Genomic DNA, 10,849 nt, shown 5'->3' on the forward strand with positions numbered 1-10,849 from the left:
AACTCAAATGGAGGAAAAAAGATGCCAACATACAAAAACATTCCGGGTGTAGATATTACATTACTCGATGGACAACTATCTACGTCAACACAAGTTTCTGGAACTAGATTACTAATTATTGGCGATGTTCCAACGGGTGTTTCGACTCCCGACGAACCTGTTCTAGTTCGAACAGTTGCTGATTTAAGAGCCGGCTTCGGAGATTTCTCAGTTAACGGTGTAGACAACCAGTTAGCTATTGAATGGCAAGCAGCTATGGATGAATCTAAAGCCAATGTCTACTTGTTAGCGTTGAAAGGTGCAACACCTAAACAAAAATTCTTGAATCTATACAATCAACTTAATGGATACATGATTGACTTGCAATTCGACCATGTGGTGTTAACTGGATTATATGCTGATGAGTTGACGGATAAATTAACAGTTACAGATTTTACTCAACCAGATGATAAGACAGATTTCCCATCTCTTCCAGGTATCGTAGCGATTGAAAAAGAAGTTAGTGAAGGTAAAACAACTACTGAATATGTTGGCTCACCGGGTCATCTAATTGCTTCCTATGCAGAACGTCAAAGCTTATCTTCGAATGAAACCATTGGCTACATTGGAGTTAAACCACCGACTGCATTTGGTACTAGAGATATTGCAACTTACGTTTCAGCTTTGGTTGAGCAAAAAAATGAATTCTCTAAATTTTTACAAGTTATCGTTGGGCCACAACACGGAGTAATGGTAGAAACAAGCTTAAAAGCAAAATGGGCTTTAGGTCCGGCAGTATATGCTGCCCAAGTATCTCAATTACCTATCACAACTGCTCCTACTAATCAAAAAATCAAATCAGTAAGTACATTGCGTTGGATGTTTAGTCAGCGTCAAATCGACTCCTTGATTGGAAACAAATACGTTGTATTTACTATTAAGAACGGAAACGTCATTGTAGTTGACGCCGTTACGACTTCTCCAGACATCAAAATTGGTGAAGAAACTAAGAAATCTGATTACTCTCGACTTTCTACACTTAGAGCCATTAACTCTTTAGTGAAAGAAATCAGAGAACTTGGTGAAAGCTATATCGGCATCACTACTGGTTTTCCTACTTACTCGTCATTAAAAGCTGGCATTAAGTCAGTAATAGACAATAGTATCAACATTGGTGCAATCTCCGATGCAACATTTGCTTTAACTGTCGGTGAGCAATTTGACAGTATAGTTATTAAATTGACTGTACAACCAACATTTGAATTGCGAAACATCGCAGTAACAATTGGTTTGTCAGACCCGACAAACTTCACGTCTGAGTAAATTAATGAATTATAAGAATCTCTTAGCGGAGATTCTTAGCCCACTGGGCAACAAATAAATGCGATGGTTAACCCACGCAACAACTCAATAGGAGGTACATATAAGTATGTTTCAATCAAGCGATTACTCTAAAACATATACTTCTTTCTCTGGTTCTGACATTACTGCAACAATCGGAACAGTAGTTATCGGTACATTACAGTCAATTACTTACTCTGTAACCCGTGAGAAAGCCCCAATTTATACTATGGGAGACCCAAATCCAAAATCATTCTCTCGTGGAAAACGTGGTATCGCAGGTTCACTAGTATTTACTGTATTTGACCGAGACAGCTTAAAAGAAATTAAAAGCCAATCTTTAATTAATGCAAGTGGTTTAAATACTAGCTCTATCCACAAAACTGGAACAGCTCCTGAAGGTGTGTCTGCTGCTGCAGGAAAATCTTTAGACAGTATCGTTTCTCAATGGCAAACTCAAAGAAATCCGGTTTACACAGACGAGATTCCTCCATTCGATATCACAATCACATTTATGAATGAATACGGGCAATCAGCTTCTATGATTATTTTCGGTGTTGAATGCTTAAATGAGGGCATGGGGATGTCTGTTGATGACATTACCACAGAGCGTGCAGTAACATTCGTTGCTCGAGCTATCGAAGATTTATCTGAAAACAAATACGAAAATATCGATTAATTATCTACCGTTAAAGGGGCCCAAGCGGTCCCTTTTTTGTTAGAAAGGAGCAGAAAAATGATTGATAAAAACTCAATTTTCGACAATCTCATTGACCAAAGATTAGAAGTTAATCAAGGAGAAACTCCTTGGGAAAACTTTGCTTATCATCAAAAAATGTCTTTGCTTTCATCTACTGACTCAACAGGAGCATCAACTAGTTATACATCAAATAAAAAAGAAAAGAAGATAAATAAAGGCTACAATGCCAAGTTTACCGAGGCCTCCTATTCAGTAAATAATACATATACTTCTTTTTCAGGTGCTGATGCAATAGTCAGTATTGTTTTCAAAGGCGGACGACCAATTACTATTGGTGAATGTCAAACTATCACTTATAGCTCATATCGGCCCACAACTCCTGTTTATCGATTGGGTAAGGCAAAACCTGTTGGACACACAAGAGGTCCTAGAACCGTAGCAGGCACAATTATTTTTACAGTATTTGATAGGAATATCTTAGTAGCCGCCTTACACAAAGCTTTTCAAGATAGTTCATCAAACTTTTTAGATTACAGTATTTTGTCCGATGAATTACCACCTTTTGATATTCACATAACTTTTCTAAATGAATACGGACAATCTGCTCAATTGATAATCTACGGAGCGAAAATAGCTTCAGAAGGACAAGTGATGTCTATTGAAGATATGATTACGGAAAATACAGTACAGTTCTTAGCTGACGATATTCGTGCAATGGAACCTAATATATACGAAAAAGGATAGGATGAAAAACTATGGCGAACTATTACTCAAATGATAAATATGATGCGTCAAAATCTTCTTCCTCTGAATATTTCTCAGGTTCAAATGTTCGTGTGTTTTTTAACAATAAAGAAATTGAAGAGATGACATCAATTCAATTTCAGATGAACGAAAATGTTCAGCCAATTTATGGTTTCAATTCCTACACATTTGACCGAATCGCAAGAGGAAATAGAATAGTCCAAGGACAATTTTCTATGAATTTTGTAACAAAAGGGTATTTACAAGACATACTTAAAGCCTTATGTTCAACTACAGATGAGGGAGTAGCCAATACAGAATCCTCATACACCAATGTTTCTAGTGCAGATGAAAACATAAAAATGATTCTGAATGCAAAAGATTCAGCAGCAGCTGCGGCCTTAAAAGCCGATTTAAAGAACTCTCTTTGGGGCTCGGAAAAATACTACAACTCAACAGTATCTAATACTAGATATCAAGATTCTCACTTTTATTCAGGAGATACAGAGGATTTGAAATCATTAGGATTTGATATAAGAATTGAATATTCACCCGATGCAAATGATGTTGATTTTCAAAATAGTCTAAGGAACCTTGGTTCAGGTAATTCAGCATATCATACCTACAGAATCTTGAATGAAGTTCATATCTATAATATTTCTCAAGTTGTTGGAAATGATGGACAAGTTATTCAAGAAACATACTCATTCTTAGCAAAAGATGTTGATGGTGAAGGTGTAGTGTCTACAGCCCTAGACGAAAAATACACATATAAATTTTAAAAAACTACATAATAAGAGGAGATAGAATTATGGTGAAAAAAAGTAAAAAAGCAACTGATTTAATTGATGGTGTGAATGAAGAAGTGGAAGAAATAGTTGAAGATTTGAATGAACAAGAAGATGATGGTCGCTTGTTTCCTGGAGGACCTAATGAAGAAGAAATTGAAGAATTAAAGGTAAAAACAGGCGGAGAACTCTTTATGACTCGAATCATTGATAGCTACTATTTATGGCGACCATTAAAACGACTAGAATATAGAGAAATCATGCGAATCGAAAATGCGGATTCATACTTCCGTGAAGAAAAGATTTGTGAAAAATGTGTAGTCTATCCAAAAAATGCTGCAAAAGAACTCCGCTTAGGTAGAGCAGGCATTGCAACTTTATTGTCAGAAGTTATTTCTGAAGAATCTGGATTCACTAACAATGTTCAATCAATGAAATTATAAACAATTATATGAAGGGTGGGCATTCGCCCATCCTTTTTTAGTTAGGAGAAAACTGAATGAATCCAGAGGAAAATTTAAGCTTAAATTCAGCTCAATCAGATTTATCATTTAACGAAGAGAGCTGGATGGCGATTGATGAATTCAAAAAAAGATATTATGACGTTTATTTCATTCAAATCTATGACCAAGATTTCATTTACAGAATTCCTTCAATTGAGGACTTTAAGAAACTAGAAACTCGATTCCCAGATATTTATGACCTACAAGAAGCCGTTTGTAGAGAATATGTTTTAGACCCGGTTATCGAAGACTGGTCAGAAAATATTCCCGCTGGTTATGTAGAAAGCCTTGCTAAAGCGATAATTAACGATGCAGGAGTATGGTGGGACGGAGAAACAATCAAGCAAAAACTTGAAAACGCTAGTACTGAGATTTCTTCTTTACAAATACTTTTACCGTTAACTATAAAAAAAGCATTCCCAGAGTATTCATTTGAGGAATTGAGGTCATGGAGTTTATCAAGGCAGTTCGAGTATTACCAGTATGCCAAGTGGTTAATCAATGTTGATAATCCAACATTTACTTTAGAACTCGTTGGTGATAAATAGGCAAGGAAGAGTGGAGGATATAAATGGGCAAATATGATAATAAAGAAGAGAAGAAAGCATCGCTGTTAGATAGCCCTTTTAAAAAGGCAGTAGCACTTGGTATTGGAGTAGCTTCAATCAATGTTCTTAACAAGAAGGGCGTTGGCAGAAAATTTCTTTCGGAAGCTTCTCAATTTTCATTACAAGTGGACGATGCTTTTAGAGCGTCAAAGCTTGCTACTTCAACTAGAGCAATAGGTAGTGGTATTACCGATACGTTTGGTCACGACCCTGGCTTACTTCGTTTAGCTCAAAATAGAGGGCGCCTAACTGATGGAACTTTGAACAACAGAATTAAACAAAGAGGCCTTGTAAACGCACGCCCAAACCGAGTATTACCAACCGACGTTTCTAGAATTCATCAAGCAACTCAAGGTTCCGCTATTAGAGACCATATAATCGCCAGAGAGAATCAAATGAAGAGTCTGGCTTCCTCCCATATCAATGCAGCATTAAAAGAAAACGCCTTTAGTTCAGTAACTAATAGAGATGCAGAAATACTACGTGATGCAATAAATAATAGAAGTGCACAAAAAGTTCTATCAAAAAATACTTCACAAGAAGATGTTTCAGAATTTCTAGACTCTTTACACCATTCAGAGGGACTAAAGAAAAAGCTACAAGACTATTCAAATAACAAGCAAGGCTACAATGATGAAGTCTGGAAAATAATTAATCATGCCAATAAAGAAACTGACAAATATGTAGCTCAATATAAAAGTTTTACTCGTGATGAAGGAAACACAATTGATTTCATGAAGAATACCTATGCTTCTCAACGTGTTCAGATGGAAGCTTTAGAGTTTAATTCTTTATTGAAATCCACACAAGAAGCAAAACGTTCACAACGAACATTGAACTTGTCAGAATCTGGATATAAACCAGTGAGTATGGATGAAGCGACAAAATACACATTACCAAATGGGAAAACGATAGCAGATTCATACTCTCTAAAAAAAGTAGATAAACTTGGAAACTTTAAAGAATATTCAGGCGTTGATGCTTTTTATTCTAAAGGTAGAAAGTTAGGGTATAAAGAATCAGATTTAGAACAACATGTATTCTCAAACCAAATCTATATAAATCCTGAAACGGGTAAAGTTCTAGACTTTACGGGACAAGATGCGGCTAAGAAGGCTAGAAGAGGATTCATACAAGATAATCTTCAAGTTCCAGTAATGAATTTCAATCCATATGATATCGCTCAAACAAGGACATTTGATTCTCTCAAAGAGGCCCCATCATACCGACTATTTCGTGCTGGTGAAACTCTCGACTTCATAAATCCCAGCAAATTGCCTACAAGACCGAGTGAGTTTATCTCAGATATGCGTTCTGAAAGTTTACCTATCTCAGAAGACTTAGTATTTTCTCATGATAGTGTGTATCGGATGGACTCAAATGTTATTAAAGGCGCAAAAAACTTTCAAGAAGCTAATACCGCGATTCAGGAAAAACTCGATACTTTGCTTATTGAGGATGGACTTACATTAGCGCCATCTAGCGGAAACATATATGAAAGACTCGCAAAGGGAATCAACGGTGCTTCTGACTCACATACAAGTAATCCAATTAAAGATGTTCTTGGATTAGGGCAAGATGCCGAATCGATGTATGGAAAAACAAAGCGTTTCTTCAATAAGTTTAATAATCCAGAATACGGTGGAAATCTTGGAAAGAATCTATTCGCTTCTTCAGGAAAAGACCTGGATATAGATAGTGCTAAAACCTTCGTAGGAGCTGCTGAATCGTTAATAAACAATTATGCAGAGAACTTATCCTCCGAGTCTCAAAACGTCTTAAATAAGCGTTTAAGTTCCTTTTTAAACAATCAGTATCAGGATTATGGGCTTCATCTTAATTTCGACACTTTGCTTGACGAAGAATCAGTCGTTAGTGCAATGGCGAAAATTTCTTTGGCACAAAATTCCCCCAATAAAATTTCCAATTCATTTGAACATAGTATTATAGGAAATATAGAAGACCAGATTTCACAAACCGTAAAAAGGTATGACTCTAATGCAATTGATTTTTTGAAAGACTCAAGAACTCGAAAGACACAAACTGCGGGAGAATTAGTGCCACAATTCTTGGGCGGCCCTGTAGTGTCTGCATTCGAAAAATCACAGCGAAAAACAGTCAGTTCTATAGAAGACAGTAAAAGATTACTTCAAGAATTAGCAATAGCAAGTGCTCGTGATTCCGAAGGTAATTTAATGACTATCGGAGACTTGATGTCTAACTTAGTCTCAGATTATGGGATTAATGGTCAAACTCAAAAAGAATTGATGGCACTAAACCATCATTCAAAATTAAAGTATTTCAATTCCAAGATTAATTCTAGTACAGAACAAATCGCTCTAGAAGGTTTAGAACAGTTTTCAGATTACTATTCATCTGATTTTATTCAAACGGCAGACCTCGTAGAAACATTACGACAGTCCGACCCTTTTATAGGATACGGACCTGCTAATGAAAAGACTAGAAAAATTATCGGAGATACAGCTTCTTACACACCGATAAAAAAACACAGGGGGCTAATACAATCTATTAATGAACAGTATGTAAATGCATCTTCTACAGATGCCCTTTCAAAAGGGTACTCTGGAGTTGCAGGAACAGCTGATTATTTCAGACAATTTTTTGCTGGAGCACATGACAGAGATTTTGTCACGACAAGTACTGCAGGTTCATATTTCTTTGCTGACCGTTTAGACACAGCCTTAACGAATGTAGGACTTGGTTTGCCAAATCATATGAAAGGTTCATTCCAAAGTATTTTAATGAACCAATCCTTGAGACGAATAGCTATGCCAGCAGCTATCCTAACAGGTGCTAAATTAGTAGATGGCATCACAGGAGACCGAATATCTGATAATCTTGCAGATGGCTATGTGAACATGAGAAGTGATGTTGCTGGAATCAGTGACTTTACTGGGTTAACCGGCATGAAGAAAAACATAGCACGTTTATTCCCTTATGCAAATCAACTGACAGAAACACCATTAGGCAAAGCAGCGGACTTTCTTACTTTAGGAGCATTTGGAACCAGGGACCAAGATGAAGAAAACAAATATTGGACTTCAGGAGAAGATGCAATAAGAAAAGGTAGGTGGTGGGGAATAGGGTCCAACTCTCCATATATCGGAGATAAGATTGATAGGTATGAACCAAACTGGTATCGAAAAATGAAATCTGACTATATGTTCTCAGAAAACGCTTATGGCTCTGAGTTTGAATATTGGTCAAATCATCCTATGGTCAACCCTATTAAGCACTTTGTTACAGACCCGTATCATTATGAAAACAAACATAAAGATGACCGTCCTTTTGCAATAACAGGAGGTTTTGCTGAATTACAAAACATTCCGCTGATTGGCCCAGCTGTAGATTCACTTGTGTCAGGTATATTAAAACCTCACAGAATTAATCCAAAACTTGAAAAAGCTCATGAAGAATATCTTCGAATGTACAATGAAAGGTTGATTGAAGGCTATACTTCTATGGATTCCGGTGGACTTATCTCTACGTCACCTGGTGGTGGGATAGGCTTCACTGGAAATCAAATTAATGCTGAGATAATTGATGAAGATGGTGAGATAGACCAAGAGTCCTTAGATGACGGTGTAGAAGTCGGAGGCAAATCTGGATATGTTGAATCTATCGCTAGTTCAAGTTCTTCAAGAAATCGTTCATTTAAGAGACAAACAAATGCGATGAGTTCATATAAGGGAGATATTAGAGGAGCAATTTCCCAGATGAACAAAAGCTTAGCTTCTAAAAATACAATGACTTCTCGGTCTTATATTGCAAGCCCCTCTGGTTTAATCGACCCTGGTACAGTTTATGATTTGAGTTCTGCCACTGATAAAAATGCCTTTTCAGTTTCTGGTTCTGGCCGTGAAGTATTGTATAACATTAGTGAAATGGGTGGCTTGTTTGGATTTTTAGGAAAAAGTGGTCTTTCATGGGAAGAAGCAAGAAAAAATCCAACTTTACAAGACTCTACATTGATGTCATCTAATAATAAAAAATTCTGGGACATGGAGCTCGGAGGATTAGGTGGTGATATCTCAGAAATATTCCGTAGATATTTACCTCGAGATACTGCTAGAAATTACTATAATCCGATACGTAATACGATGCCTGGATGGATGCCTGGTCCTGAATACTTTACAGATTTCCTTCATGGAGACCCTTATTCTAGGATTGCTCATGGTGAAGCCAGATTACCTGGAGAAGCATACGAGAAACTCTACAATGTAAAGAAAGATGCAGAGGGAAATTACTCAGCTCTAGACCGCTATAGAATACTTTCGGATATTGCACCTTACTCGGACCAGTTCAGATTATCGAAAAGAGAAGTTAGCTTGCTTTCTCAAAACGGTCTTCTCTCAGAAGAAGAAACAGATGAATATCGTGAAATTAGGAATCAGGTGACGGCTAAGAAAAAGAAAAGACTGTTTTATCCTACAAAATTTATAGATGATAAATTAAAAACTACTAAAGAAACTGTTACCGTATCAAGAGTTATTGACGCAAATACTTTCTTAACTGAAGAATACGGGAATAATCCGTTAAAACTAGCTGGTGTCCAAGTCAAATCAACTGATACTGAAAGACGTAACTTGATTGACCAGTTCATAAAACCCGGACAAAAGCTTCGAGTGGAACTAGATGCAGACCCAAGCAAACGGGTCAGAAAAGACATGATGGATACAATGAGAGCAGTTGTATATACCCCTCATGGAGAAGAGGGAAATTACTTTGGCATGTATGGTATTACAAAGAATGAGAACTTAAACTACGCTTTGGCCAACATGGATGCTAAAGAAACTGTCTCAATAAAAGATGATGGGTCTGCGGTGGCTACAAAGGCTCTGTATGATAAGTCTGAGATTACTGTTGGTAAGATAAGCGAGTGGACGACTCATCGGCTATTACCGAATATTCCTGTTGTTGGTATCGTTGCTGACAAATTTATGAGAGTACAATCTCCTGTAGAAGCATACAGGAAAGATATCTACTCGAAGGCTTGGCGAGATTGGGCTCATCCTATACAAGATTGGGTAATTCCTGCGGCAGAAACAAATATTGCACGCAACCCACTATTAGCATTTGGCACAGGATATGGCGTTGGAAGACTGATGGCCAGAAGTAATAAAACCTATTGGGGACTAGGGTTAGGATTGTTGTCAGGCATAGGAGCATCAACTAGAGCATTAATTCATGCAGCTAGTCCCGATGATTCTGTATGGTTGCCTACTAGACGCAAAAAAGAACGAGATATAGATGAATATTTTGACAAGCTGAAATATATCAAATACAGCGGACTTTACGAGAAAGCTAAACTTTTAGCAAAATCTGAAGAAGGATTTAATCTTGATTCTTACTTAAACGAAAAAGAAAAATTCGGTAAAAGAAACAAAAAACAGAAAAATTACCTTGAATCTAAGAAAAAGTGGTTGTCAATCGATAAAAAAAGTGGTTATGGTAATCAAGACTTAATAGACAATCAATTGTCGTATATTCGCTCTGAATTGGGCGGAATAGATAATGACAGGTCTTTCGAGCAAGTTGGCCCATATACTGCTATGGCTCTAAGATACAAAGAACAAATGGAATCAACTTTGTATGGAGCTGAAGATTCTTTAGACTTCCAAAAAATCTATCGAGCATTACCAGCAAAAGACCGCCAGTTCTTCACAGAATTCTTAAAAGCCTCGCCAAAAGAAAAACAAGAAATCATTCGGATGGTTCCTAAAAACCAACGGCGGATTTATCAACAGATGTTCAATATGGAAGTTGATGAAAAAGAGGATTTAAAAGACTTCTTTGAAGACCATTATCTACCAGGAAGAGACTGGGAAGGATGGCAAGCGAGTACAAGCTTAGATGACATCAAAGTAAAAGTAATGTCTCAAGAAGGAATGACTCTGACGGAGGCAAACTACTGGGACGATGATGTAGAACGAGCAGCGAAAAGTAATGTATCAGCGATAGAACCATTTACTCCCACGGTATCTCAAAATATTGATATTAGAAGACTAGAAAACGCACTGAGAGGTGCGGGCCTGAAAGATGTTTTTGTTTCTATGCAAACAGCGCCTTCATCTCAATTATCGTTCAATGCAGATGTCGATATAAATCAAGACCGGACAGAGGAAGTAAAAAAAGGAATCTTCAATCATTTATTTAGCAATTAAT

7 protein-coding genes are annotated in these 10,849 nt (G+C 37.0%); all 7 read left to right on the forward strand.

Annotated features, from left to right (window positions below):
- Window positions 1-21 precede the first annotated feature (21 nt).
- The 7 genes from IGI72_RS18955 (at window position 22) to IGI72_RS18985 (ending at window position 10,848) form a co-directional block, all read left to right on the forward strand.
- Window positions 22-1,302, forward strand: coding sequence for a hypothetical protein (locus tag IGI72_RS18955; protein ID WP_086373223.1), 1,281 nt, complete (start codon window positions 22-24; stop codon window positions 1,300-1,302).
- 106 nt (window positions 1,303-1,408) lie between these two features.
- Window positions 1,409-1,999 carry a hypothetical protein gene (locus tag IGI72_RS18960; RefSeq protein ID WP_438755334.1) on the forward strand — a complete coding sequence of 197 codons (591 nt, stop codon included), beginning with the start codon at window positions 1,409-1,411 and terminating at the stop codon, window positions 1,997-1,999.
- 57 nt (window positions 2,000-2,056) lie between these two features.
- The gene (locus IGI72_RS18965) at window positions 2,057-2,764 is read left to right on the forward strand and encodes a hypothetical protein (RefSeq protein ID WP_217808283.1); all 708 of its coding nucleotides are present in this window, start codon (window positions 2,057-2,059) and stop codon (window positions 2,762-2,764) included.
- A gap of 11 nt (window positions 2,765-2,775) precedes the next feature.
- Window positions 2,776-3,546 (forward strand): hypothetical protein, encoded by a 771-nt coding sequence (locus IGI72_RS18970; RefSeq protein ID WP_086373221.1) that lies wholly within the window; start codon window positions 2,776-2,778, stop codon window positions 3,544-3,546.
- Window positions 3,547-3,575: 29 nt separating this feature from the next.
- Window positions 3,576-3,995, forward strand: a complete 420-nt coding sequence (locus IGI72_RS18975; RefSeq protein ID WP_413155891.1) for a hypothetical protein — start codon at window positions 3,576-3,578, stop codon at window positions 3,993-3,995.
- A gap of 56 nt (window positions 3,996-4,051) precedes the next feature.
- On the forward strand, window positions 4,052-4,603 hold the full coding sequence (locus IGI72_RS18980) for a hypothetical protein (RefSeq protein WP_438755335.1): 552 nt from the start codon (window positions 4,052-4,054) through the stop codon (window positions 4,601-4,603).
- 23 nt (window positions 4,604-4,626) lie between these two features.
- Window positions 4,627-10,848: a hypothetical protein gene (locus IGI72_RS18985; RefSeq protein WP_438755336.1), complete on the forward strand. Its 6,222-nt coding sequence runs from the start codon at window positions 4,627-4,629 to the stop codon at window positions 10,846-10,848.
- The last annotated feature ends 1 nt before the right edge of the window (window position 10,849 follow it).

This window comes from Enterococcus sp. DIV1059_2, from assembly GCF_051713685.1.
Taxonomy (GTDB): Bacteria; Bacillota; Bacilli; order Lactobacillales; family Enterococcaceae; genus Enterococcus_D; species Enterococcus_D casseliflavus.

What these genes read in the sequence shown, in the direction of transcription:
- IGI72_RS18955 (WP_086373223.1), top strand. Translation starts at nt 22, where the DNA reads ATGCCAACATACAAAAACATTCCGGGTGTAGATATTACATTACTCGAT.
- IGI72_RS18960 (WP_438755334.1), top strand. Translation starts at nt 1,409, where the DNA reads ATGTTTCAATCAAGCGATTACTCTAAAACATATACTTCTTTCTCTGGT.
- IGI72_RS18965 (WP_217808283.1), top strand. Translation starts at nt 2,057, where the DNA reads ATGATTGATAAAAACTCAATTTTCGACAATCTCATTGACCAAAGATTA.
- IGI72_RS18970 (WP_086373221.1), top strand. Translation starts at nt 2,776, where the DNA reads ATGGCGAACTATTACTCAAATGATAAATATGATGCGTCAAAATCTTCT.
- IGI72_RS18975 (WP_413155891.1), top strand. Translation starts at nt 3,576, where the DNA reads ATGGTGAAAAAAAGTAAAAAAGCAACTGATTTAATTGATGGTGTGAAT.
- IGI72_RS18980 (WP_438755335.1), top strand. Translation starts at nt 4,052, where the DNA reads ATGAATCCAGAGGAAAATTTAAGCTTAAATTCAGCTCAATCAGATTTA.
- IGI72_RS18985 (WP_438755336.1), top strand. Translation starts at nt 4,627, where the DNA reads ATGGGCAAATATGATAATAAAGAAGAGAAGAAAGCATCGCTGTTAGAT.